Source organism: Natrarchaeobaculum sulfurireducens, from assembly GCF_003430825.1.
GTDB lineage: Archaea > Halobacteriota > Halobacteria > Halobacteriales > Natrialbaceae > Natrarchaeobaculum > Natrarchaeobaculum sulfurireducens.
Genome location: NZ_CP024047.1, coordinates 860098 through 883197, shown reverse-complemented (window position 1 = coordinate 883197; position 23100 = coordinate 860098). Strand labels below are relative to the sequence as shown.

The window sequence follows — 23100 nt, the reverse complement described above, 5'->3', positions numbered from 1 at the left end:
ACCGGTATGAACCGCGCGGAGAAGGCTGGCCTCCAGTTACGGGCCGTCGACGTGTTGCGGATGTTGAAAGAGACGCGAACGTACGACGAACTCGCTGCCGAAACCGGGCTTCCAGCGGGAGACCTGAACCGGTACGTCAACGGTCACGTCCTTCCGGGGACCGATCGTGCGCGCGAGATCGTCGAGGACCTCGGACGGGACGCACTGGCGACGGAACTCGAAGCACGCATCCGAGTCGACGACGAGGGCTACGTCGACAACACCGGGACGGTCTTCGACCAGCCGTTTCTCGACCTCGCCGCGCCCGTCGTCGCGAACAGCTTCGAGTTCGAGCGGCCGGACGTCGTGCTCACTGCTGCGACCGACGGCATCACGCTCGCCGCGTCGCTCGCGAGTTACTACGGAACTCGCTGTGCGTACGCAAAAAAACGCAAGGAGACCGCCGTCGAGGAGTTCATCGAAGCCCGCGAGCGCCTCGAGTCCGGCATCCAGCTTACTTACTACCTGCCGGCGTCGGCGATCGAACCGGGCTCGTCGGTACTCGTCGTCGACGATCTGATTCGATCGGGCGAGACCCAGGAGTTGCTGCTCGACATCGTCGAGACGGCAGAGGCCGACGCCGCAGGGGTGTTCGCACTCATCGCCGCGGGCGACGACGGAATCGAACGCGCACGCGAGCGAACCGGCGCACCTGTCGGGGCACTAACGTCGATCTGAACGACGGGCGGTGTAGTTGGGCGACTGTAACAATTTATCATATACGATCGTTTGCGAGGAGATGTTCAACTCCCCACCGTCGTTTCGATACAATCCGGCCGAAAGTATTCGCTCGGGGTCACCGTTTGTCGACCTAAACACGACCTAAAGCGTCTGAAGACCGTGCTAGCGACTAGCACATCATTAATCATTAAGTTTATGCTGGTGCCCCTTGTTCGTGGAGGTACGCGCATGACCAAGACAGTCATCCTCGGCGTGATCGGTTCCGACGCCCACGTCGTCGGAATCACCATCCTAGAACGGGCGTTTGAGGCAGCCGGATTCGACGTCGTCAACCTGGGCGTCCAGACCTCTCAGGAAGAGTTCGTCGACGCGGCAACCGAAGCCGATGCCGAGGCCGTACTGGTCTCGTCGCTCTACGGCCACGCCAAACAGGACTGTCAAGGCTTCCACGAGCGACTCGTCGACGCGGGCCTCGAGGACGTGACCACCTACATCGGCGGTAACCTGGCCGTCGGGCAGGACGACTTCGACGAGACCCGCCGATTCTTCCGCAGTCTCGGATTCGATCGCGTCTTCGACTCCGAGACCGACCCAGAAGAGGCGATCGCAGCACTCCGGGCCGACCTGGACATGCGCTCCTCGGAAGCCGAACAGGAGAGTCACACCGTCCGCGCCTGAGTGGCCGAAATAACGCTGCGCTTTGCAGTAGTGACCTGCCTCGGGATCAAGCCCTGAGCTACTCGCCTCGTTCATCTGTAGCCTACCAGAAAACTGTTCGGTACGGCGAACGAAAACGGATGAGAGCGACGCTTAGCGAACGATCGCGACCGGTACCGGCGAGCGGCGAGCGACGGTTTCGGCGACGCTCCCCAGAAGGATTCGACTCGCACCGGTCCGGCCGTGGCTGCCGATCGTGATGTGATCGACGTCGTGGTCTGCCGCGTACTCGACGATCGAGTCCGCTACGACGCCGACGGCGTGTTCGGTCTCGATCTCGCGGTCGAGGGCAGCCGCCTGCTCGCGGGCTTCCTCGAGGAGTTCCTCGGCTCGCTCTTTGTTGCGTGTCTCGAGTGCTTCGTAGTTCGTCTCGGCACTTTCCTGGATGTTCGCTACACCGTAGAAGCCACGCGGGTCGAGGACGTGCAAAGCCGTGATTTTCGTGTCCGGATACTCCCGGCAAGCGAACTCGAGGGCCTCGGTCGATTGGTCGGAGTCGTCGACGGGGACGAGAACGTGTTCTGGCATACTCGCTATTCTTTGGGGGAGACCCGTAAGTTCGTTCCCCTCTTCCCACGGTGAGGGAACGACGACTATCGGCTAGCGAACGATCGTCACCGGCACCGGTGACCGTCGCGCAATCGTCTCAGCGACGCTTCCCAGGAGGATCCGACTCGCACCGGTCCGGCCGTGGCTGCCAACGGCGATGTGATCGACGTCGTGGTCGGCCGCGTACTCGACGATCGTTCGCGAGACGCCACCGACGAGCTGTTTGGTCTCGATCTCACGGCCGTGGTCGGCCGCTCGCTTCCGGGCCGACTCGAGAATCTCTTCGGCGTAGTTCTCGTGGTGTGCTTTGATCTGCTCGTAGTTCGCCATCGCACCGCCTTCAACGCCTGTCGCCGCATAGAAATCGCCGGGATCGACGACGTGGAGCGCGGTGATCGACGCGCTCGGGTACTCGGTACACGCGAACTCGAGGGCATCGATCGACTTCTCGGAGTCGTCGACGGGGACGAGAACGTGGTCTGTCATAGGAGCGACTACTACGGGCTCGGGTTTAACTTCCGGTGGGTCCGGTCGCCGGTCTACCGAGGTACTTCACAAAAAACGGTTCTCGTTCGGACGGTGGGTCTGGTCGATCGACCGCGTTATTTCGCGCGGCCCTGGCCGCCGTTGTTGGACGGACGGACCTTTTCGGCACCCTTGCCGCGGGTGCGGAGGCCGCGGTTGTCCTTGCCTGCGTTCGTCAGCCCACGGAACGCACGGTTCGTGTGGGCGTCGTCGCAGATCCAGTTGAGATCGTCGTCGTTCTCGATCGCCGGGTGGTTCGGATCCACGAGGATCACTTCGAACCACTTCTGGCTGCCGTCTTCCCCGACCCAGTAACTGTTGAGCACGCGCAGGTTGGGGTACTTGCGGGAGACGCGCTCTTCACCGATGCGCTGGATGTTTTTGCGTCGACCGATGCGGTTGACGCCCTGGCGCTTGGATCGACGACCGGCCTTGAACCGCTGCTTGCGGGCCGTCCCTTTGCGGACGGACACGCGAGCGACGACGATGCCCTGTTTGGCCTTGTAGCCGAGTTCGCGGGCCTTGTCGAGACGCGTCGGTCGCTCGATGCGCTCGATCGCGCCCTGCTTTCGCCATTCCTGTTTGCGCTGCCACTGGAGCTCCCCGAGCTTGCCGTCGTCGGGGTCCTTCCAGGCGTCTTTGATGTGTGAGTAGAAGCTCTTTGCCATGGATTTGCCTGCGGACGTTTCCTGGTTCAATCTCGCGTCGCGAGATCACATCCCGACCTGTGGGCGTGATGCCGTACAGGTGCCCGCTGTCGTCCGCGTTCCCAGCGAGTCTGACAGAAGGTATCCAGCGTTCGTGTATAAGCGCTTCGAAGCCGCCGGAACCGGTCGGCAACCTCGAGTTTGTGCCCGCTTTCGACGTTCTCACAGCCGTCTGCGATCGGTCGAGCGTCCGGTCGTCACCGCTCGATCGGGACCGTATAATCCGAGAGAATCCAGGCGTCGTCGTTCGTCGGGTGACCGATGATCGCGAACGTCGTCGAGTCGATCCGGTACTCGTCGTACGTCTCTTCGATCGTCGGGACCTCCGCTCGAGATGGATTCGTCCGACTCATTACCCCTCGCCCCTGAACTCGGGGGCCGAGTCGTGGACGGTATCGTCGACCGTCACTCGCCCCTCGCCCTCGACGAGGACCGAGTGCCCGGCGTACTCGAAGGTGACATCGAGGGCATCGGCAGCCGTCGAGTCGAAGAGGCGGTCGAGTGCCTCGGGATCGATCGCAGCGTACAGGGGAGCGTGGAGTTCGGTCGGGTGGACCTCTCGGTGCCTTGCCACCGCGTCGACGATCCGCATACTCGCCCGATCACCGTCCGGGATGTCGCGCAGCCTCGTACTGTGAGCCATTGTCACTACGGTAGTCGACAGTTCGGTTGTGGCTATCCGTTACGTGTATACGGCGCGCCCGCGCGGGCAATTACAGGTATAGCCCCCGGCCAAAACGCGGCTGGTAAGCCGCGATACGCTCGAGTTACAGCGGAGAGCGCGCGAACGCCCTCGAGTTGGTGGATCGGTGCGTATGAACTCACCTGCCGGACTCCGTGCGACCAGCCACGACGTGTTGCGAAGATAGGGAATAATGCATAGGCCCAGGGAAGACCAGTCGCCAGACTGAGTGGTCTCGCGTACCTCTGGTCACGAGTGACTAACCTGATTTTATTAGAATTGTGGAAGACAGTTTCCGCGAGCAACAAACAGACTTTCAATCAGAACACTAATCAAATGATTGTAATCAGTTTCGGGGGCATTTATCCATTATATTTTAATATTTGATATATTACTGCTTTTGTGATTTATATATTACTCTGCAGGTGGGATATAAAAAATGAATAAAAGCATAGCTAATACAATTCCTAATAATAATCCAAATAAGACAGACTGGTTTGTTGAATACCCAAGAAATAAACTAGTGGCAATTGCCGCTAAACTAGCGCCAACTCCACCAGCGATTGCTCGCTTTATTCTGCTAGTTGAGATTCTCATCGGCTAACAGAACGAAAGCTGGGAGCAAAATTCTTCGGATTCAACGATATCGCTTCCTGGCGCACATGCATCTGTCCCAAGATAATCAATAACAATACATGCGATGCTAACGATAGCAGCACAAGCTAACGCACCAATTCCACCTGTAACAATAATACAAATGGTTCCAATAGTTACTCCGCATCCTACAATACAAGCCGTCTCAAAGAGTTCTTCACATTCTCCACACGACACGTCAATACTTGGGGCACCAGGAATGTCGTCATAGCTTGGAAGATCATCCCAATCATCAATCTCTGGCAATTCAATATCTCCGTGTCCAACAAGTGGTGATACATCCCCAGACTCAAACTCAGCAGAATCTTTCTCTACTCCATCTTCGGAGAGCGTATATCGTGTCACTGCTACCAGCGGTTCGTGATCCTCGGAAACCACTTTGATTTCAGCTTCATCCTCTCCTTCTTCAATTGATCCATTGAATTTTGTTTTCACAGCTTGTGTTGCCTGAATTTCACCGTCACTAATAAGAAAGGCAACGTCCGCGATATCTTCCCCTTCTTGTTTAACTGGGAAAGATACACCGTAAACTTCAGAGTCTTCATCGTTATTTCGTTGATAAACATCTGCTTGACCTTTGTTGATTGTTGCATCCAGTTCATCCCTGATGAATGTCTTATACTCATCAAACTCAGGACTTTTTTTAGCAATTTGAATTTGTTCGCGAGCCTCATTATTTTCAACTGGAACAACAAGTGGATCACTGTCTTCACCAGCTGCTATCCCTGAACTTCATTAATCCTATACCGGCAGCACTAGCTGCGCCTACCCTTTGAAGGACTGAGCGACGTGATGGAGCATTATTGTCATAGTTGCTGGCTTCAGATTCTGTTCTACGGTCAGTATGGTTATTTTCTGCCATCGCTCTTCTGTAGGAGATTGTTGATACTGCTCAGCTGTCGCTGTGGAATCGAAGAGAGCAAGGACACCGCGTCAGCGGTGTCCGTTAGGCATGATTCCGCTAGATGTGTTTGGGTCGGAATCGGTCGCAGCGGACCTGTTGCAGCAGGTTCGCTGGCGTAACGGTGTTACTTGCCCTCGCTGCCGTTCTGACCTGACGGTCAAGAACGGCAGCTATGGGCACTTTCAGCGCTATCTCTGTAAGAATTGCGACCGCACGTTCAACGACAAGACCGGCACGATCTTTGCCCATTCGAAGGTCGCGCTCAGGAAGTGGCTGTTCTCGATTTACGCATTTCTCCGGTTTAACACGAGTCTTCGCCAACTTCAGCTAGAGATCGATGTTCAGTACAAAACGATCTACCAGCGCGTCGAGCGCTTCACGAAGGCGCTCGACGCCCCGTCACTCGACCTCGTCGGGCCGGTCGAAATCGACGAGATCTACGTTTCTGCAGGGTTGAAAGGCCGCGAGCGCGACCAAGAGTCGCGCTCGCGTGGCCTGTCCACGCGTGGACGAGGATCGTACGACCAGGACAAACCGCCGGTGTTCACGATCGTCGATCGTGGTACCGGCGATCGGTACGTGATCCCAGCGAAATCCGCCGATGAATCGACTATTCGGCTCCTTCTCGCAAACCGCGAGAAGGAGCCACTGACCATCTACACGGACGGATTTCGTGCCTACGATCCGCTGGCCGAGGACGACGCATTCGACCGCGAATACGTCGTCCACGGCGACGGCGAATACGCCGACAAAGACGTTCACGTCAACACCTGCGAGAGCCACGGATCGCTGCTGCGACCGTGGTTCTCGCCTCATCGAGGCATCTCAAAAGATAAGCTCACACAGTATCTCCGAGCGTTCCAACTTCGACGAAAACTACTGCGGAAACCAGGGCGAGAGGCACTCAAACACGCTGTCAAAGCTACGCTGTGAAATCAACAAAGTGCTACACAAGAGCGAATCAACAAAGTGCTACACAAGAGCGTTCTGCCATACATTCAGATAGTAATGACAATTACCAATAAGTATTTCTAACGATATTTGACTATTCATAGGTCTTGGCACTATCTAGTTTACCCCCTCCGTTGGCGTCTGTCCGGTTAGTCTCTGGTGTGGTCGCTGTGTGTTATAGTAGTCTACGAACTGTTCAATCTATTCTCTGATACTTGTCCGACTGCCGACTCACGAGTCATGGAAGCGGTCGATCCGGATTTTGAGAGTATGAAGCCACTTTTCGATGTGGTCCCGATCGACATAACCAAGGGACCGTTCAATCCTAATCGAGAAAAGGAAGTCAGATAGCCAGCACTATCAACGAGAAGCTCAGACTCGGCGAGATCGTGTTTCTCAGTGAGTCCATGCAGAAACGCAGCAACTAAATCGGTTCCCCCTCGTCCAATGAGCACTACGTCGGGAATAATTTTCGTGTCGAGATCCATTGTAGCATAGATCAAGGACCGGTCGCCGCTAATCCTGACAGTGGTTTCATCAACCGCGACCCGCGACGGCTACGCTGTCGGAAGATCTGGTACGCTGTCAGCCAGCCGACGTGCCCAGTTCCAGAATGCTTGGTGAGTGCATTTAGTACCAGATAGAAAAATCAAATTAATCTTTTTAATCCAGTTTAACATCGACAGATGAACAAAATCCGACGATGTTATGGATCTCACCCATCGGTTGACGGACGCAACGATATTAGTCCTCAGACTCGGTCACCGGATGCTCGAACAGTCGCTCACCTGATTTCGCACAAGTGACCGCTATCACATCGTATGATCGACAGCAGGACTCGACCGTTTCTTCATCCATCGTGACATCACCACCGGTCATCGGACACGTCTCGAGGAAGAGCCGCAAGCCGTTGAGCAGCGCCCCTTTTTTGTCGATGGTGAGCGATGTCCACTCCTCGACCCACGAATCGAGAACACGAGCGGCGGTCACGTCCGCGACGAGGGCTGCCTGTGATGGCCACTGTCCAATTCGGCGGTTGTCGCGTCGGAGGACGCGGGCATCACCATGATGGACAATCTCGAAGCCCCCCTCTTCATCCGTGAGTCCGACCGCAACTGCTGCGTCCTCGGCCTTGAGCGCGTCCGCATCTATGCGATTGATCTCCTCGTGCCACTCGATTCTGAATGACTCGGTGAGACAGAGATCCTCGACCTCCGCACACGGTTCGATGATGTCGTGCTCGAGGAAGAACGCTTCGGGGGTGATCGGGTCTGCGTCCGCATTTGTCCGGTCCTCCGTCTTCGTTCTATCACCGTCCGCAACGGCTGCGTCGGTGGACTCGGTGTCGCCCTGCGTCGACGGCCGCGATTGTGGTGCCGCAGGTGACTCGTTGGGTTCCGACTCAACGGGCCCGAAGCCGCTGTAGGTCGTCGGTTCCGGTTCCTTTCCAAACAATCGGAGCAACGACGGTGAGAGGTATCGCTTCGTGAGTGTCGGGGTTCCCGGGACGAGATATCCGCGTAGGTAGATCAGCACTGCCGAAACGCCGATAGTGATTGCTGCAATGAACTTCGATTTTCGCGCGACGATGGCACCGAGAACGGCTGCGATGATCGCATTGACTACGGTACAGGCTTCGCAACGGTTCTCACCGGTATACTCCGGCTGATGTAGTGCCCCGAGTACGGGTTTTTTCATGGACATATGATTGGCACCATTTATTTATCATGCTTACGGTAACAAGCTTTCGCTGTGAATATTGAAGATGGCCACTAGTACCGTTCCAAGCGCCGACTGATGGGTGAAACCGGCCGACTGCCATCAGTTCCACTTATCAGTTCAGGTTTGGAACGCCACTAAGTTAACACGGGTACTCTTTAGGATGGCAGAGCACCAATCTGTGCTGTGAATTTATATACTATGCTACGTAATTCTTGAGTAGTGACAGCAAGCGCGGCACAGGCCCCGACGGGGTCACGGTGGACGCGCCTCGGTCCACCCAAGCGTCTGGATTCTGCTGGCTACGAATCTACACCGAAGGATTACGAAGTAGAAGGCCTCTACGCGACGAACACTGGCGACCTTGTCGAAGCCCGGTCGTTCGACATGACGTTCCGGGAGATGGTCGATGGGGCTCTCAAGTCCTATCCCTACGAGCAACAGCACCGCTACGACCGCGACGTCTCTCTGGAGGACCTCGTTGCTGAAGTCCCCGCTTGCTACTTGCGCTTCTACGATACGTATGATCACGAACAGGGCAGCCCAAAGCCCTGGGAAGCTATCTTCCGAGCGCACGTGCTCCGCTGCGTCAAGGGCTGGAAGAACGCAACAGCCCTGTACAAGTACCTGAAGCAGAAGCCGTTCCTCTGCACGCAGCTTGGCTTCGAGGACATCCCCGACCAGTCCACGCTCTGGCGGGCGTGGGAAGATCGCCTCGCCGAGGTTCAGGATGCCGTCCGGGACGCTGCCGAGGTCGTGGTAGACATCGCCCGCTACCATGACATTCCCGCTCCTGACCCGGATTTTCTACCTGACCAGCCAACGGGGACGGTTACCAAATCCAAGAGCAAGGATACGCTTGCCCGCGAGAAAGCCCGGGAAGTCTGGAAGGGTGCGAAGCCGATCGTCGAGGACTGCTTCGAGCTGGAGCGTGGCTCGAACGCGTCGATTCCAGAGGGCGCGTTCTGGGAGCAACAGGCGTACCTGGGGATGCGAGTGGACATGCACCCGAACGATGGCGCAGGAAACTTCGCCGACGAATCCACCCGCGACAAAACGCCGTCAGGCGATTCGCACCGGCTCCAGACCCGAACGCTCGGCGTCGAAAAGATCCGTACGATGCTCCGCGAGACTGCCCGAACACTCGTCGCCCGCGCGAAGTCGAAGGATAAGATGGGCCGGGAGGTGATGGCCGCGATCGACATCACCAAGGGGAGTCCGTGGCAAGGCGAGGTCGAGCGCGACGAGGACGGGAAGAACAAGGACCCGTGGATTCTCGGGTACAAGGGCAACGACGGCCCGTTCTTCCAGTGGGCCGCGATCAAGATCGTCGGCCATGACGTGCCGCTGATCCTCGATGCGGTCCCGGTAAAACGTGGCCGGAAGCGGGCCGACATCGTTGATAATCTCCTCGATGGCGCAACCGACATCGTACCCGGACTCGACCTCGTGATGATGGATCGGGAGTTCGCACATGACGCCGTGAAGGACGCCTGCGAGAAGCACGGCGTGGCGTATCTCAACCCTGGAAAGGTTCTCTCCAGCAGCGACCACGAGCGCCACATCGCCCGACTCACAACTGAGGACAAGGACTTCGACGTTGTCGAGCAAGAGCGCCTCGACGACGGCCCGACGCGGAAGGCGATCTATCTCCCGAAACGCGAATGGGAACGCGAAGACGAGGGCGACGATGGAACGGATGTAACAATCCGCCAGGAACTGCTGGACGAGTTCTCGGATGTCGCCGATGCCGATCCACTCTCGGAAGACCGAGACAGCGACTCGCCGCTCTCCAACCTGCTCGACGACATCCGTGAAGAAGAAGAGGCCGAGAGCGACGAGAAGGTCGAAGCACCGACGGTGCCCTTCGAGACGAACTACGAGCTGGTTGACGTCGATCCCGACGACGAGCAGGAAATGAAACACCAGATCGGGCGCATGATGGCGAAGTACCGGCGCAGATGGGGGATCGAGAACGGCTTCAAGAAGCTGAAGACGTTCCTCGCGGAGACACAGTCGCCCGACCACCGGTTCCGGTACTTCAACTTCGCGTTCGCGTGCGTGCTGTACAACTGCTGGCGGCTCGTCGACATCTTGGTGCAGCTGGAGATGGACGGCGAGGTCTCTGACGAGCCGTCGATCACGGCGAACTCGTTCCTGACGTTCGCCAAGAACAGCTACGGCCTCGACCCGCCGGACTAACCCCCTCGTTTCCTCTGGGTCCCCCTCACTCGGGAGCGGAAGCACTGTCCTGAGCGGGACTTCTCCGGTAATTTTCTAAACGCTATCCGATAGGTTTCTCTGAAGCGCGTTCTCAACGACTCTCGAACATTTATTTCGGTATCCTTAGTCGTGGAACCTGTGCATTATAGAGCCACCTTAGCAACATCAGAGCCACCATTTTGTATAGCGAATAAGCGTTTATCTGGGTCCGAGAGTGGAAGTGAGATCGCTCTCCCTCGAGAGGTAGACTCCCCGGGAGAGCTGCTCGAGGACACCCGCGGGAGTGAGAGTCGTCCCACACAGGGTTCGTAACGGTCGCGAGTGGACGACCGTGGAATTCGCCGAGTGTCTCGGTCCCACGGCGGACGTCCATCGGCTGTGGGTTCCTCGTCTATCGATCCGGCTGGCAGTCGAATCGTGGTCACAACCCATCGCCTCCAATTCATCCTCTGTTCAATTGAAGCGCTACTCATTTATTCACCCACAGGACTGATTTGGCCATACACATCTTTTAGCCACTTTCGCCCCGATAGCGCATCTAACTGCACTGCGTCTGAGAGCATGTCGCAACAGTTAATTGAAAGAGCACTCAAGTGACTGGCGATGGCACAAGCGACCGACCGATTGCAGCGGTATCTCGACGACGAACTCGGGGAGTGTCGCAGCGAGGACGTCGAGCGCCGACTCGAGGAACTCACCACGTTAGAGGCCGGACTCGGGATGGAACGAGTCGAGGCCGAACTCGACGTCCTGTCGGCGCTGTCCAACGAGACGCGGTATACCCTCGTCCGCGTCCTCGTCGCGGCCGAAGAAGAACTCTGCGTTTGTGAACTGAACGCCGTCGTCGACGTGACCGAAAGCGGCCTCAGTCACGCCCTCTCGGCGCTCGTCGAGGCGGGACTCGTCGAGGGACGAAAGGACGGCCGCTGGAAGAAGTATCGGGCGACCAACCGGGCTGTGGCGCTCGTCACGGTTCTCGAGGGGAGCGTGAGCGTCGATGAGTGACCTCGACCACGACCACGGGGCCGACTGTGACTGTCCGGACTGTGGCGACCCACGGTCGATGGATTTCCTCGATAAGTATCTGACCGTCTGGATCTTCCTCGCGATGGGGATCGGTGTCGGACTCGGCTACGTCGCCCCCGGTGTCGTAGAACCGATCCAGCGGTTCCACCTCGTCGAGATCGGGCTGATCGCGATGATGTACCCGCCGCTGGCGAAGGTCAACTACCGCCAGCTGCCCCGCGTGTTCAGCCAGTGGCGCGTGCTCAGCCTGAGCCTGCTGCAGAACTGGTTGATCGGCCCGACGCTCATGTTCATTCTCGCGGTGATCTTCTTCAGCGGACTGGTCCCGCCGTTCCCAGCCCACCCCGAGTACTTCCTGGGCCTGATCTTCATCGGGATGGCCCGCTGTATCGCGATGGTGCTCGTCTGGAACGACCTCGCCGACGGCTCGAGCGAGTACGCAGCCGGCCTGGTGGCGTTCAACAGCGTCTTCCAGATTCTCACCTACGGAGTCTACATCACGTTCTTCGCGCTGTTTCTCCCGGAGGCGCTCGGGATGGACGCGCTGGTGGCTGGCATCGACGCGTTCGACATCACGATCACCCAGGTGTTCTGGGCGATCGCGATCTTCCTCGGCATCCCCTTCGCTGGCGGTATCCTGACCCGGCTCGGTGGGGTTCGCGCCAAAGGCGAAGAGTGGTACGAAGAGCGGTTCGTCCCGAAGATCAGCCCCGTCACGCTGATCGCGCTGCTGTTTACCGTGATCGTGATGTTCGCCACGCAGGGCGACCGAATCCTCGTACAGCCACTCGACGTCGTCTGGCTCGCGGTCCCGCTGACGATCTACTTCGTCGTGATGTTCCTCGTCAGCTTCGCGATGGGGCGTGGCATCGGCGCGGATTACTCGACGACGACCGCCATCGGCTTCACCGCCGCCTCGAACAACTTCGAACTCGCGATTGCGGTCGCCGTCGCCGTCTTCGGCGTCGGCTCCGGGGTCGCGTTCGCGACCGTCATCGGGCCGCTGATCGAGGTGCCGGTGCTGCTCGCATTGGTCTACGTCGCCATCTACTTCCAGGAGAAGTTCGACTGGGCTGGCTACGAGACCGGACAGCTCGAGAGCACGAAACCGACGGACAAAGACGTGACGCCAACAAAAACGGACGATGACTGACACACACACTACGACGTTCGAGACGCTCTTGATCCCGACCGACGGAAGCGAGCCGGCCGAAGCCGCCGCGCGACGCGGGTTCGACCTCGCAACACAGTGTGACGCGGACGTCCATCTCCTCTCGGTCGCGGACAGCAGTATCGCTACCGGGGCGGGCTACGCGGGCGATTCGCCGTCGATCCGCAACCGACTTCGAGAGCTGTCGAGTAACCGGGCGGCGTCCCTGCGTGACAGCGCGGTCGAACAGGGAATAGCGGCGACTGCGGCGGTCCGCGAAGGGATACCAGCCAAGGAGATCATCACATACGCTACGGAACAGGATGTCGATGCGATCGTGATTGGAACGGCCGGACGTGGGAGCGTCGGGCGTGCGGTCGTTGGTAGCGTCGCCGACAAGGTCGTCCGAACTGCACCGGTTCCGGTGATAACAGTTAACCCGAAAGCGACGACGCCCGGGTCCGTCGACTCGGTTCTCGTCCCGACGGATGGGAGTGAAATCGCGGCAGCAGCAGGCCGTGTCGGCTTCGGTTTCGCCGAGGAGCTTGCTGCGACCGTCCATCTGCTTTCGGTCGTCGAGGCTGCTCGCCCAGCGTGGCTATCGGCGCTGACCGACGGTGAAGACACATCCGACGAATCGCTCCGTGCGGATTCACGCGAGGCGTTGGATACACTCGCTGCGGATGCACGGGAACGCGGCCTCGACGTCGAGACGACGGTCACGGAGGGGACTCCTGCCGACGGGATCACTGACTACGTAGAATCTGAGGGGATCGACCTGATTGCGATGGGGACGACAGGTCGTGGCGGACTCCCCGTGAAATCACGTTCGAAGGAATCCAGGAGAGCGACTACGTCTCACCATGGGCTGTTCAGCCGACGACGTCTGTCCGGCGGGCTGGGCCGGCGAGAACCGGGACTGGAACCTCGAGGACCCGGACGGGAAATCGGCGGCCGACGTCGGTCGAATTCGCGACGAGATCCAACAACGTGTGATCGACCTGGTCGACGAAATCGAATCGGCGTAGGAACCACCTCTTTCCAGTCAGCAACCCGGGAAGGTCGACTCGACAACCGTCTTTTTGAACCGCCACGAGGTCGCATGTCGTTCGTGAGCTCCGACCAATGAATTCGAGGTCCACGATTCGCGAGACTACCACCGTCTCAGCGGGTCATCGGCGAGACTACCACCTTCTCGGTGCTCACCGACGAGCCGACCAAGGATCTCCGAAACGAGGCTCACAAAAGAGTGCACTAGACGACGTTCGCCACACTCTCGAACGACCCGTCGGCGATCGACGTCGCGAGGTCCCCACTCGAGACGTCCTCCGGGACTTTCCGTGGATACTTCCGACGGAAGTAGCCGAGGAGGTTCTCGACGTCGCGAGCCAGGAACTCCGCGGCGTTTTCGTGGTCAGTCGGGACGGCCTGTGGCCAGTCGAAGATCGTCACGCCGTCCTCGCCGACGAAGACGTTGTACTCGCTCATGTCCGCGTGGACGTATCCCGCGTCGTGAGCACGCGTGAGTTCGGAGAGTAACAGATCGAGCACGCCCAGCACCTGCCCGTCCGTGAGTTTGACCCGCGAGAGTTCGACGCCGTCCATCTTCTCCATAACGATGGCATGGCGGTTCTGGTCGATCGGGCGCGGGACCGAGACGTCGGGAAACAGCGACTCGAGGATCTCGTATTCGCGTTCGGCCGCCTTCCGGGCCGTGTACATCCAGGAGACGTGGCGGTTGTCGGATGTGTAATCTCGTTCCTTGTGGACCTCCCGGAAGTTGGTGTAGCCCTCGCGGTGGTACTTCAGGGCCAGCGGCTTGTAGGATTTGACCTCGTAGACGTCGCTTTCCTTGCCGACTCCGAGCGGCGAACCGAACTCCGAGATGGTATCGCGCTCGACGAGTGCGCGCAATGCGAGCAGATCGTAGCCCTCGAACTGGAGGGTGTAGCCTTCGTACTGAATGGTCTTTTTCTCGACCAGGCCGCGTTTGAGACAGCGCTCGAGTCGATACGTCACCTCTTCGTCGGTGAGGCCGGTGAACTTCGGGAGCTTCTCGCGCTGGACCCACTCCGAAAAGCGCATCCCCTGTTCGATCCCCGAAAGGAGATAGAAGTCCTCGTCTTCGAGTTCCGGGAGCGTTCCGGCGACGTTCCGCACCATGACTCGAGATAGCCGGTGTGAACGTAAAAACGTCGTGACACGGGCGTTGGCCGAGAGAGTAGTCATCATAAACAGAATTATGCGATATCAAATACGAGTAGGTTCACAACCCCCGGCTTCGCAGTCTGGAGTTCGACAAACCACCAACTGAGTAACAGCTATCTGATGCAACGGCTCGAGAACACTTGGGTACAAACTATGGGATGACGGAGGACTCTCACTGGCGGATGATAAAAAGACTGTCTCGGCGGTCTCTGGAGACCTACTTCACCTCACAAACTCGGTTGAGAACCATCGTCCCACGGGGGAGTGGTTGCCAATCCGTGAGCAGATCGTCCAACCCAAAGAACCGATAGAGAAGACAGCAATCAGTTGAAACAGTTCTCCTCGCTGAAGGCGGTTTGGTGTCTTCGAGACGGTTTGGACTCGGTGGTGACGTTTGTTGAGACCACGACTGACTGGTTCGAGGTGACTAAACGGTTTTCAGACGTGGCCACATGATCACACCGACTGATGGGAGATTAGCTCTCACAGGCCTTGCATTCGAGGATGTCCTGACTGAATTTCTGTGCCGCATTGACACTGTGTTGGTAATACAGGCTTTTGATTCCTTTCTTCCACGCACCGATGTAGAGCTCATTAATCTGCTTGACACTCACTTCACTAGGGTCAATAGAGACATTGATGCTCTGTGCTTGGTCGATGTGTTTCTGTCGCTGTGCAGCCTGATTTATGATGGCCATTTGTGGGATTTCCGAGAACGTCTTGAACACCTCCTTTTCCTCATCGGTGAGGAACTCGAGATGCTGAACGCTGCCGTCCTTGGCCGCGATACTATCCCAGACGTCTCGAGTATCCTTTCCACGTTCGGCTAACAGCGCTTCGAGGAACCGGTTTTTCTGCGTCGCCTTCAACTTGGCACCATCTCGAACGAAGTAGTTCGACTTCAGTGGTTCAACGCTCGGACTGACTTGTCCAAGAATCACACTGCTGGATTTCGTTGGTGCGACGGCCATCGTCGTGGCATTCCGTCGCCCGTACCCCTCAAGAACTTCCGGCTCACCAAGCTCTTTAGCAAGCTCTGCACTCGCCTCGTAGCTATGCTCCTTGATGGTTTGGAACACTTGCTCGTTCTTTTGCATTGCCTCCATGCTGTCGAACGGAATCATGTTCTTTTGAAGGTAGCTGTGCCAGCCGAGGACACCGATCCCAATAGCTCGGTGGCGTTTGGCAAACCGGACAGGACGCTCCATGAATTGTACGTCGGCTGCCTTCTGGATGAACTCCTCCATTACAGCGTCGAGGAAACGGGTCAGTGTGCCGACCGCATCAGTCTCTTTCCACTCATCAAAGTGGAGCGCGTTCATGCTTGAGAGACAGCAGACGAAGCTCTCATCCGGTGTGGCAGGGAGCGCGATCTCGGTACACAGGTTTGAGGCGTTAATCTCGTAGTCTTTGTCCTTGTAGACCTGAGGTTTCCCCTCGTTCATGTTGTCGCGGAAGATGATGTAGGGGACACCAATGTTGATCCGCGTTTCGACGATTTTGGCCCATGTCTCTCGCTTTTCTGCATCGCCGTCAAGCATCGCTTGGAACCACTCATCACCGATGATGACACCGTAGTAGATGTCCTGTACCGGGTCGCCTTCGGTTTTGATGTTCAGCCACTCATCAAGGTCATCATGCTCAACGTCGATGTATCCAGCGAACTGGCCTCTCCGGGTTTCGCCCTGGCTGACAACGTTGATGATGGTGTCGAAAAGTTGCGTGAAGCTGTAACTTCCGTTACTCTTCCCGTTGTTGGTGATCGGACTGCCTCGAGGTCGAAGTTCGCCGAAATAACCGCTTGTCCCACCACCGAGCTTGGTCATTTCACCCACCTCGGCTTGTGTGAAAAGAACACTCTCCATACTATCCTGCATATAACTGCCGAAACAACTGATGGGGAGGCCTCTGTCAAGTCCGAAGTTCGCCCAGACCGGGCTGGCAAGGCTGTAGTACCCCCGGCTCATGTACTCGTAGAACTTGTCTGCGAAGCCACCCTCATCGAGGATCTCTTCGGCACGTTCTGCAATCTGTCGAATGCGCTCTTCAGGCTCAACGCCCTCGAGCAGGTATCCTTCTCTGAGGAATTCCCTGCTGTTTTCGTTTAGCCAGTAAAACGGTTTCTCCTGTTGTTCCGTGACGAGTTTGTATGCTTGTTGTGACATTTTAGAACATATCCTCCGCAGTAACGCTCTGGGTGTGCTTGTTGTACGTGGTAGATCGCTTGCTGAAGAAGTCGTTATCCTTCGTCATCATGATGTCCTCATCGAACCAACGCGTCTCTTCGAGTAACGCTTCGTCGGGTTCGAAGATGGGTTCGACGCCCACGTTTTCGAGGCCCTGGTTGAATCGGTCCCGGAGATACGCGTTCACGTGTTCTCTGGGGAGGAATTCCAGTTCGCCCTCCTCAAAGATCCAGTCAAGAATTTCCATTTCAGCCTCGTATGCCTGCTCACAGGCCTGTTTGACATCGGCCTCGAAGTCCTCATCGAAGAGACCGGGGTTTTCCTCGCGGATGGTCTCTACGAGTTCGACACCGAACAGGCCGTGAATCTGTTCTTCCTTGCTCGTTGCCTCGACAGCGTTTGCAATCCCTTTGAATTTCTTTTCGTGCTTATCGAAACTCGTCATGATGAGAAACTGGCTGAACAGCGAGACGTGTTCAACGAACGTGCTGAACAGCAGAATACTCATTACGTACTCTTTGCGGTCATCAGTCTGACCGCGCTCTAGGTACTCGTTGAGGTAGTCGATTCGCTGCTTGATCGCAGGCTCTTCCGTGACTTGCTTGAAGTCCTCTGTGATACCGAGTACGTCGAGGAGATGACTGTAGGCATCCATGTGACGGACTTCACTATCGGCAAACGTCATGCCCACACTCCCAATTTCGGGTTTGGGCATCTGCTTGTAGATGTCCGACCAAAACGTCTTCACCTGCACTTCGATCTGCGCGATGGCCAGCATCGTCCGCTTGATGACCGTCTTTTCTGCAGGTGTGGTGTTAACCTTGTAATCTTGCACGTCACCTTCGAAGTTGAACTCAGTGTGTACCCAGTAGCTATTCCGAATAGCTTCGACATAATCGAGGAGTTCCGGGTACTCGTAGGGTTTGAGTTGGGTTCGCTCCTCGAAGATGTCAGTCTGTGTCTCTGTGACTGCGTCCACATCACTGTCAGATGGAGTGTGGAGAGAGTCGCCCGTATTCATTGAAAATCACCTTGGGAGCCATTGGCTGATGCATCGGCAATCGATGGGGCTGTACCGTAACCGCTAATTCGTGCATGCTGTGGCGGAGCAACCTGTTTGGTATTCATGTTGGTTGAGTTGTTTTTATTTTATGCCACCGAGGGGTGCGAAATTTCTTCACCGCACCCCACTATACTGGGCTGGTGGACTGTGCTGATCTGAGAGCACGTTGTGTATCCGTTACCTGTTGCTGTCGTGTTGTGGTCTTAGGGTATGCAACGTCATTGGTGGTCAAAACACCGTCAAGGACACCGCTGAAGTCTTCTGGGTCTGAACAACTCTTGTACACAGAGACGAACCGAACGTACGCGACTTTGGCAAGCTCTCGAAGGTTCTCGAAGACGAGGCCTCCGATGAGGCTGGACGGGACGATTCGTTCGTCGCGTGTTTGGAGGTCTGCTTCGATGGTGTCCACTAATTCAGTAACTTGAGCATCGACCACAGGACGTTTCTTCACAGCCCGGATAATACCGTCGCGGACTTTCTGCTCGTCATACGGTTCGATGTTGTCGTCTCGCTTCTTCACTTGGAATGAGTTCCATTCCGGACGGTCGTCTCTCCTGAAGCGGAACAAACAGCGTTCGCATTCGTGGCGACGGCGCACTGCGTCCCCGTTTGTATTGGTTTCTGTATCAAGCACGCGGGTTTGGTCATTATTACAGTCTGGACAGTTCATGTGTCGATGTGGTGCTCTCGTCAAACCATCTGTCTGTGTGGTGCCAGAGGACGCAACTGTAACATGTGCTATCTTAGGGAGACTAATAAAGATATGCAATTCAGTTGCACTAGAACAAATTTACTTGAACTCACTTCTTTTGCATCAACGATAGGCACCGATAGTGAGCTCTCGCTTTACCAACACATTGGCACACCAATACGTTAGACTGAATCAAAACCCTAACCTAACTACAGCGTTAACGGCATTTTAATTCTGTTCGATTGGTTCCGAAACGACATGTCATGTTGAATTTCTCAAATCCGCCCCTGGTAGCCTATTGCTCGACTTAGCCAAAATCTTCCCCAATCACACCAAGACCTTGACCACTGGCGTCAGTGACTTCCACACCACCCCACTCGGTCATGGCTTGCGCCGTTCGCTCCTTTAGGTAGCGTGAGACCACCGGACTCACCGACAATGCGAACGGGCGCTTTCCGTCCGTGAGCAGATGGGGCTTCTTTCGCAGCCTATCAGAACCGACGGATTCTGAGGACGTCGATTCGGGACAGCCCGTCCCTACTTGCTTCAGTCCGCGTATCAGGATGTTGTAGTCCGCGTTCCAGCACCTATATTTTGAACACCTGACAGGGAGTCACTCGCGGGCACGTGCTGAAACTGCCCGGTAGACGCAATCTGATTGATGATGAGAGTGATGACAACTGCAGTCTCACCTACTCCACGAGACGAGATCATCTCCTCTCTTGAAGAGCAGACGGAGGACCTCTGGCATATTCACGATCACATTACAGGCGGAGCAGCGCAATGCCACGGCCTGAAGGCCGTGGATACGCGCGTAAGCTTGATTGGGCTGTATCCCGTAAACGGCAGTACCGGAGTTCCCACGTTGAGAAATGCCGTCTTCGACGGCACTACGGCTTCGCCGTAACTTCTCACGTGGTAACAAATCCGATCGAACCAGTCCACGACGTAACACTAAGCGGAACCCAGTTCCGCGAGGGCAGCGGAATCTTCGATTCCGCCAGACTTCGGGTGACGCGAATCGTGGTACCGTACGGGCTGAATACCCCGCCGTGGAGCGACGAGCGGTATTCGTCGCGTCGAAACGCCGACCGAGTGTCGGACGGAAGGCCCGTTTGGCCGGGCTAGACGCGCTGCAACGCACGTCCTTGGTCACAACTGGACGGCGACCGTCGACGTGGGACGCGAAAGCGTACTTCGCCACCGAGGAAACGCGCAACCTTGAACTCCGCTTCGCGGATTCCCGCGTCTTCAGGCGCGGGAGGAGGTCAAGCACATTCTCACCACTCTCGCCATCGGCAGATCGCCTCGAGGCGGAACTCCGGGGCGTTCTGTGATATGGACCACTACACCGTCTACCGGTGGTCGAACTGACGGCGCAGCGACCCGAAAACGCTGTCTCAGCGGTCGTGCGGATACTGTGCTGTGAGCACGTCCAACGACAAGGGCTGTCGAAAACAGCACTCAGAAACGAATCCGTCAGGGTGATGCGTCGAGATCCGACTCCAGGCGACTCGAGTCCGAACCACGAAGCGTCGCGACCAGCGACGGCACTCCTGCGTCCTCGAGCGCGTCCTGGTAGCGAAAGACTAGGCCGCCGAAGCCGGCGAGCCAGATCAGATCGAGGTACGTCGCGACCAGTTGGCCGACGAACGCGTCGGTCAATCCGAGGTTCTGTTCGGAGACGATCCCCGTGAGTATGAGGCCGCCGAAGACCAGAATTACGAGGTTTCGGGTCTTCGCGTAGAGCAGTTGGCGGTCGCCACTGACGGTCTGTGCCGACCGTGTAAGTGGACCTATCAGGATGTAGATCATGGCGATCAGGGACGCAAAAATCGCCACCGAAACCACGGTCCCGGCGATGCCGCCGACGATCCAGCTCACAAAGGTCCCCCAGAGACACCCGAGGATGAATGCGAGTAACCCGACGACGTAGCGGCGGTCTGCGTCAGTGACAGCCCCGACAACTGCACAGACAGCAGCCCACCCGACCGTGTAGCCGAAAAACCGTGCGACGGATTCCTCTCGACCCGTCGTCGCGACGGTCAACACATCAGCAGCCATGAACAGGTAGGCCCCGCTCATAGCACCACAGGCGACGACAACGGCGGCTCCGTACGCACGAAGCTGCGATGGCAATCTGATAGTCCAGAGCAAAAATACGAGAGCCATCAAGCCAATGAGCGCACTCGAGAAACCAAAGAGGGTCGAATGCTCGATCACCGGCCGACACCCCCGACCGTGAGAGAAGCGGCCGCGTCGAGTGTACCGGGTAGCTGTTCGCTCCTGGCGAACGAAGGCCCCCACCTGGAGCAGTCCTCGGATACGATACGTCTACGGCGATGATCGGTTAGCTGATTGAGTTTGACGTACATGTGAGTCAGTGCCCCGACGGCGTTCGTCGGCGGCGGTCACAGTTGTGTCTTCGAGAACTGATTTCTAGTGCGACAGTAAAACACTTGTTGCCGCGCAGAAACTCACAAAACAAATAGGGAGAATTCTCTCGAGGCGGGACGAACTTGATAGATCAGTGTGGCTGGCCAGCGGCATCGACGCGTGATACCGGAACCACTTTGCTCGCCGACAGCATGGACCAGTCTATGACCGAACTCGCGGGCGAAGCGTGGCGACTCATCGTCGATGACGCACGTGATGGAGCCACTCAGATGGCACTCGAGGAGGTCGCCGCCGAGACGGCCCTCGAGGACGGCCTGCGGACGGTGCGAGTGTACGCCTGGGAGCCGAGTACGCTCTCGCTGGGGTATCGACAGGACGCCGAGACGGTCGACTGGGAGGTCTGTGATCGCGAGGGAATCGACGTTACCCGACGCCAGACCGGCGGCGGTGGGATCTACCACGACCGATACGGCGACATCTCGTATACGATCGTCGCGCCCGCCGACGAGGTCCCGGGGAACCTGATGGACTGTTACGACCTGTTCTGTGAACCGGTGCTCGAGGGGCTCCAGCGGATGGGCGTCGACGCCGACTTCGCGGCGGTCGAACAGGACTCGATCTACCAGCCGTCGTGTTACCTTCGGGACATCAACCCTGCCCACGACGTCGTCGCCCCCGCGAACGCGGGCGAAGCGGCACAGAAAATCAGCGGCAACGCCCAGTACCGCCAGCGTGACGTCGTCATCCAGCACGGCTCGATTAGTTACGATCTCGAACCCGAGGCTCACCTCGGTGTCTTCGAGACCGACACCGATGGAGAGACGTTCACCGACCGCGTCACGAGCATTCGTGAGCAGGCCGGGATCGATCGCGAGGAGGCAGTCGAGACCCTGGCGACGGCACTCGGTGAGTGGTGTGACGCCGAGGATGGGACGTGGCGTGCGGCCGAACTCGAGGCTGCGGCCGACCTCGCCGAGCGAAAGTTCGGCGCCGACGCCTGGATTCGGGACCGCGAAGTCCTCGAGGCGAGCGAACAGTGACGAGCCGCCGCTTTCGAGAGTCGACTCGAGGCGCTGCGATCGGTGGCCCGTGAACGTCGGTCCGAAGTACCTATCACGAACCGGTACTGACGAGCGTCCATGAACGTCGGCGCACACGTTTCGATCTCCGGCTCGCGCGTTTCCTCAGACGAAGAGACCCCACCGTACGACGACGTCCGCAACGCGGTCCACCGCCAGCTCGCCTTCGGCGGCAACTGCGGACAGATCTTCACCACCTCACCACAGGTCTGGGCCCAGCCCGAGATCAGCGACGAGGCCGCCGACGGCTTTCGCGAGGAAAGCGACGAGTTGCTCGAGGGACCGTGGGTGATCCACTCGGCGTATCTGGTCAACCTCTGTACCCCGAAAGAAGACCTCCGACGAAAATCCAAAGAGAGCATGCAGGCCGAACTCGACGCTGCTGCCACGCTCGGCGTTCCGTACGTCAACGTCCACCTCGGCGCTCACACGGGCGCTGGCGTCGAAGGCGGGCTCGACAACGCTGCGAGCGTCATCGACGACCTCGAGGTGCCAGACGGGGTCCAGATTCTCATCGAATCCGACGCGGGCAGCGGTACGAAACTCGGCGGCGAGTTCGAACACCTCGCGGGCATCATCGACCGCACCGAGACCGACATCGGCATCTGTATCGACACCGCCCACACGCTCGTCGCGGGCAACGACCTGACGACGCCCGAGGCCGTCGATGAGACCGTCGGCCGGTTCGACGACGAGGTCGGCCTCGAATACCTCGAGTACATCCATCTCAACGACTCGAAACACGACGTCGGCACCCACAAGGACGAACACGCCCATATCGGTGAGGGTTACATCGGTGAGGACGGCATGAAGGCGATCGTCAACCACCCCGATCTGCGGGACCTGCCGTTCGCGCTCGAGACGCCTACCGAGGACGGCCGTGGGTTCGCCTGGAACATCCAGAAGGTCAAGGAACTGCGCGACGACGGTTGATCCCGTCTGGAGA

21 protein-coding genes and 1 pseudogene are annotated in these 23100 nt (G+C 57.7%); 9 read left to right on the top strand and 13 right to left on the bottom strand.

Going from position 1 to position 23100, the window contains the following annotated elements; all coding sequences use genetic code 11:
• Positions 1–6 precede the first annotated feature (6 nt).
• A complete protein-coding gene (locus AArc1_RS05530) occupies positions 7–717 on the top strand; it encodes a phosphoribosyltransferase family protein (RefSeq protein WP_117363428.1) in 711 nt (236 codons plus the stop codon).
• Positions 718–948: 231 nt separating this feature from the next.
• Positions 949–1398 (top strand): methylaspartate mutase subunit S, encoded by a 450-nt coding sequence (gene glmS / locus AArc1_RS05525; RefSeq protein ID WP_117363427.1) that lies wholly within the window; start codon positions 949–951, stop codon positions 1396–1398.
• A gap of 132 nt (positions 1399–1530) precedes the next feature.
• On the opposite strand, the gene AArc1_RS05520 is transcribed toward glmS, so the two are convergent.
• From AArc1_RS05520 to AArc1_RS18820, 6 genes are all read right to left on the bottom strand, one after another.
• Entirely contained in the window at positions 1531–1965 is a 435-nt protein-coding gene (locus AArc1_RS05520; RefSeq protein WP_117363426.1) for a universal stress protein, read from the bottom strand.
• 72 nt (positions 1966–2037) lie between these two features.
• On the bottom strand, positions 2038–2472 hold the full coding sequence (locus tag AArc1_RS05515) for a universal stress protein (RefSeq protein ID WP_117363425.1): 435 nt from the start codon (positions 2470–2472) through the stop codon (positions 2038–2040).
• A 116-nt stretch (positions 2473–2588) separates the two neighbouring features.
• Positions 2589–3179: a 50S ribosomal protein L15e gene (locus AArc1_RS05510; protein WP_117363424.1), complete on the bottom strand. Its 591-nt coding sequence runs from the start codon at positions 3177–3179 to the stop codon at positions 2589–2591.
• Between the two features lie 236 nt (positions 3180–3415).
• The gene (locus tag AArc1_RS18940) at positions 3416–3571 is read right to left on the bottom strand and encodes a hypothetical protein (RefSeq protein ID WP_186336653.1); all 156 of its coding nucleotides are present in this window, start codon (positions 3569–3571) and stop codon (positions 3416–3418) included.
• Positions 3571–3861 (bottom strand): HalOD1 output domain-containing protein, encoded by a 291-nt coding sequence (locus tag AArc1_RS05505; protein ID WP_117363423.1) that lies wholly within the window; start codon positions 3859–3861, stop codon positions 3571–3573. The genes AArc1_RS18940 and AArc1_RS05505 overlap by 1 nt, the downstream gene beginning before the upstream one ends.
• A gap of 639 nt (positions 3862–4500) precedes the next feature.
• The gene (locus tag AArc1_RS18820; protein ID WP_161958287.1) at positions 4501–4989 is read right to left on the bottom strand and encodes a halocin C8-like domain-containing protein; all 489 of its coding nucleotides are present in this window, start codon (positions 4987–4989) and stop codon (positions 4501–4503) included.
• A gap of 517 nt (positions 4990–5506) precedes the next feature.
• On the opposite strand from AArc1_RS18820, the gene AArc1_RS05495 reads away from it, so the two are divergent.
• Positions 5507–6391, top strand: coding sequence for an IS1595 family transposase (locus AArc1_RS05495; RefSeq protein ID WP_117363421.1), 885 nt, complete (start codon positions 5507–5509; stop codon positions 6389–6391).
• A gap of 135 nt (positions 6392–6526) precedes the next feature.
• Here AArc1_RS05495 and AArc1_RS19280 read toward each other — a convergent pair.
• Both AArc1_RS19280 and AArc1_RS05480 read right to left on the bottom strand, forming a co-directional pair.
• Positions 6527–7164: pseudogene (locus AArc1_RS19280) on the bottom strand (integrase core domain-containing protein).
• Positions 7154–8107: a hypothetical protein gene (locus AArc1_RS05480; RefSeq protein WP_117363419.1), complete on the bottom strand. Its 954-nt coding sequence runs from the start codon at positions 8105–8107 to the stop codon at positions 7154–7156. Before AArc1_RS05480 ends, AArc1_RS19280 begins: the two are co-directional and overlap by 11 nt.
• Positions 8108–8515: 408 nt before the next feature.
• Here AArc1_RS05480 and AArc1_RS05475 point away from each other — a divergent pair, with 408 nt between their 5' ends.
• From AArc1_RS05475 to AArc1_RS05460, 4 genes are all read left to right on the top strand, one after another.
• Entirely contained in the window at positions 8516–10330 is a 1815-nt protein-coding gene (locus AArc1_RS05475) for a transposase (RefSeq protein ID WP_117363418.1), read from the top strand.
• Positions 10331–10954: 624 nt separating this feature from the next.
• Positions 10955–11356 carry an ArsR/SmtB family transcription factor gene (locus AArc1_RS05470; RefSeq protein ID WP_117363417.1) on the top strand — a complete coding sequence of 134 codons (402 nt, stop codon included), beginning with the start codon at positions 10955–10957 and terminating at the stop codon, positions 11354–11356.
• A complete protein-coding gene (arsB, locus tag AArc1_RS05465; protein ID WP_117363416.1) occupies positions 11349–12530 on the top strand; it encodes an ACR3 family arsenite efflux transporter in 1182 nt (393 codons plus the stop codon). Before AArc1_RS05470 ends, arsB begins: the two co-directional genes overlap by 8 nt.
• Positions 12523–13656: a universal stress protein gene (locus AArc1_RS05460; RefSeq protein WP_117363415.1), complete on the top strand. Its 1134-nt coding sequence runs from the start codon at positions 12523–12525 to the stop codon at positions 13654–13656. Before arsB ends, AArc1_RS05460 begins: the two co-directional genes overlap by 8 nt.
• A gap of 125 nt (positions 13657–13781) precedes the next feature.
• Here AArc1_RS05460 and AArc1_RS05455 read toward each other — a convergent pair whose 3' ends face one another.
• The 5 genes from AArc1_RS05455 to AArc1_RS05435 form a co-directional block, all read right to left on the bottom strand.
• Complete coding sequence (locus AArc1_RS05455; protein ID WP_117363414.1) at positions 13782–14690, bottom strand: serine/threonine-protein kinase RIO2; 909 nt, start codon at positions 14688–14690, stop codon at positions 13782–13784.
• 521 nt (positions 14691–15211) lie between these two features.
• On the bottom strand, positions 15212–16900 hold the full coding sequence (locus AArc1_RS05450; protein WP_117363413.1) for a ribonucleoside-diphosphate reductase subunit alpha: 1689 nt from the start codon (positions 16898–16900) through the stop codon (positions 15212–15214).
• Position 16901: 1 nt separating this feature from the next.
• Entirely contained in the window at positions 16902–17942 is a 1041-nt protein-coding gene (locus tag AArc1_RS05445; RefSeq protein ID WP_117363412.1) for a ribonucleotide-diphosphate reductase subunit beta, read from the bottom strand.
• A gap of 169 nt (positions 17943–18111) precedes the next feature.
• Positions 18112–18657 (bottom strand): transcriptional regulator NrdR, encoded by a 546-nt coding sequence (gene nrdR, locus AArc1_RS05440; protein ID WP_117363411.1) that lies wholly within the window; start codon positions 18655–18657, stop codon positions 18112–18114.
• 1500 nt (positions 18658–20157) lie between these two features.
• Positions 20158–20763, bottom strand: coding sequence for a rhodopsin (locus AArc1_RS05435; RefSeq protein WP_323368560.1), 606 nt, complete (start codon positions 20761–20763; stop codon positions 20158–20160).
• Positions 20764–21278: 515 nt separating this feature from the next.
• Here AArc1_RS05435 and AArc1_RS05430 point away from each other — a divergent pair.
• Both AArc1_RS05430 and AArc1_RS05425 read left to right on the top strand, forming a co-directional pair.
• Positions 21279–22115 (top strand): lipoate--protein ligase family protein, encoded by an 837-nt coding sequence (locus tag AArc1_RS05430; RefSeq protein ID WP_117365790.1) that lies wholly within the window; start codon positions 21279–21281, stop codon positions 22113–22115.
• A 99-nt stretch (positions 22116–22214) separates the two neighbouring features.
• Positions 22215–23087: a deoxyribonuclease IV gene (locus AArc1_RS05425; RefSeq protein ID WP_117363409.1), complete on the top strand. Its 873-nt coding sequence runs from the start codon at positions 22215–22217 to the stop codon at positions 23085–23087.
• Positions 23088–23100 lie beyond the last annotated feature (13 nt).

What these genes read in the sequence shown, in the direction of transcription:
- AArc1_RS05530 (WP_117363428.1), top strand. Translation starts at nt 7, where the DNA reads ATGAACCGCGCGGAGAAGGCTGGCCTCCAGTTACGGGCCGTCGACGTG.
- glmS (WP_117363427.1), top strand. Translation starts at nt 949, where the DNA reads ATGACCAAGACAGTCATCCTCGGCGTGATCGGTTCCGACGCCCACGTC.
- AArc1_RS05520 (WP_117363426.1), bottom strand. Translation starts at nt 1,965, where the DNA reads ATGCCAGAACACGTTCTCGTCCCCGTCGACGACTCCGACCAATCGACC.
- AArc1_RS05515 (WP_117363425.1), bottom strand. Translation starts at nt 2,472, where the DNA reads ATGACAGACCACGTTCTCGTCCCCGTCGACGACTCCGAGAAGTCGATC.
- AArc1_RS05510 (WP_117363424.1), bottom strand. Translation starts at nt 3,179, where the DNA reads ATGGCAAAGAGCTTCTACTCACACATCAAAGACGCCTGGAAGGACCCC.
- AArc1_RS18940 (WP_186336653.1), bottom strand. Translation starts at nt 3,571, where the DNA reads ATGAGTCGGACGAATCCATCTCGAGCGGAGGTCCCGACGATCGAAGAG.
- AArc1_RS05505 (WP_117363423.1), bottom strand. Translation starts at nt 3,861, where the DNA reads ATGGCTCACAGTACGAGGCTGCGCGACATCCCGGACGGTGATCGGGCG.
- AArc1_RS05495 (WP_117363421.1), top strand. Translation starts at nt 5,507, where the DNA reads ATGATTCCGCTAGATGTGTTTGGGTCGGAATCGGTCGCAGCGGACCTG.
- AArc1_RS05480 (WP_117363419.1), bottom strand. Translation starts at nt 8,107, where the DNA reads ATGAAAAAACCCGTACTCGGGGCACTACATCAGCCGGAGTATACCGGT.
- AArc1_RS05475 (WP_117363418.1), top strand. Translation starts at nt 8,516, where the DNA reads ATGACGTTCCGGGAGATGGTCGATGGGGCTCTCAAGTCCTATCCCTAC.
- AArc1_RS05470 (WP_117363417.1), top strand. Translation starts at nt 10,955, where the DNA reads ATGGCACAAGCGACCGACCGATTGCAGCGGTATCTCGACGACGAACTC.
- arsB (WP_117363416.1), top strand. Translation starts at nt 11,349, where the DNA reads ATGAGTGACCTCGACCACGACCACGGGGCCGACTGTGACTGTCCGGAC.
- AArc1_RS05460 (WP_117363415.1), top strand. Translation starts at nt 12,523, where the DNA reads ATGACTGACACACACACTACGACGTTCGAGACGCTCTTGATCCCGACC.
- AArc1_RS05455 (WP_117363414.1), bottom strand. Translation starts at nt 14,690, where the DNA reads ATGGTGCGGAACGTCGCCGGAACGCTCCCGGAACTCGAAGACGAGGAC.
- AArc1_RS05450 (WP_117363413.1), bottom strand. Translation starts at nt 16,900, where the DNA reads ATGTCACAACAAGCATACAAACTCGTCACGGAACAACAGGAGAAACCG.
- AArc1_RS05445 (WP_117363412.1), bottom strand. Translation starts at nt 17,942, where the DNA reads ATGAATACGGGCGACTCTCTCCACACTCCATCTGACAGTGATGTGGAC.
- nrdR (WP_117363411.1), bottom strand. Translation starts at nt 18,657, where the DNA reads ATGAACTGTCCAGACTGTAATAATGACCAAACCCGCGTGCTTGATACA.
- AArc1_RS05435 (WP_323368560.1), bottom strand. Translation starts at nt 20,763, where the DNA reads ATGAGCGGGGCCTACCTGTTCATGGCTGCTGATGTGTTGACCGTCGCG.
- AArc1_RS05430 (WP_117365790.1), top strand. Translation starts at nt 21,279, where the DNA reads ATGACCGAACTCGCGGGCGAAGCGTGGCGACTCATCGTCGATGACGCA.
- AArc1_RS05425 (WP_117363409.1), top strand. Translation starts at nt 22,215, where the DNA reads ATGAACGTCGGCGCACACGTTTCGATCTCCGGCTCGCGCGTTTCCTCA.